Raw genomic sequence first — 658 nt, forward strand, 5'->3', positions numbered from 1 at the left:
CCTGGGGCTGGCGTGAGATGTTCATCATCGAAGGTATTCCGGCGGTGTTGTAGGCAGTATGCTGGTGGATCCTGGTCCGCGATAAACCTTCCGAGGTTTCCTGGCTGAATGAGCAGGAAAAAGAGACCCTGCAGAAGGCGATGGATAGCGAACAAAGCAATATCAAGCCGGTACGTAACTATGGCGAAGCGCTGCGCTCGCGCAACGTGATTATGCTGTGCGCCGTGCATGCGTTGTGGAGTATTGGCGTATACGGTTTCATGATGTGGATGCCGTCGATTCTGAAAAACGCCGCGCAGATGGATATTGTGGCGGTAGGTTGGTTGGCGGCGGTGCCATATCTGGCGGCGATCTGTCTGATGCTGACGGTCTCCTGGCTGTCAGATAAGTTCCAGAATCGTAAGCTGTTTATTTGGCCGTTGTTGCTGATTGCCGCTATCGCCTTCTTTGGTTCCTGGATGGTGGGTGACCAGGCGTTCTGGTTCTCCTATGCGCTGCTGGTGATCGCTGCTGCCTGTATGTATGCGCCTTACGGCCCTTTCTTCGCGCTGATCCCGGAACTGCTGCCGCGTAACGTCTCCGGCGTGTCGATGGGCTTGATTAACAGCTTCGGCGCGCTCGGTGCTTTCCTCGGCGCGTGGCTGGTAGGTTATTTGAA

The 658-nt window shown here is 55.5% G+C and carries 1 pseudogene; it reads left to right on the forward strand.

What is annotated here, in order from left to right:
- Nucleotides 1-658, forward strand: a pseudogene (locus tag CWM53_RS20230) (MFS transporter); the annotation flags it as partial.

The organism is Klebsiella sp. A-Nf5 (assembly GCF_002810545.1).
GTDB classification, from domain to species: Bacteria; Pseudomonadota; Gammaproteobacteria; order Enterobacterales; family Enterobacteriaceae; genus Klebsiella; species Klebsiella variicola.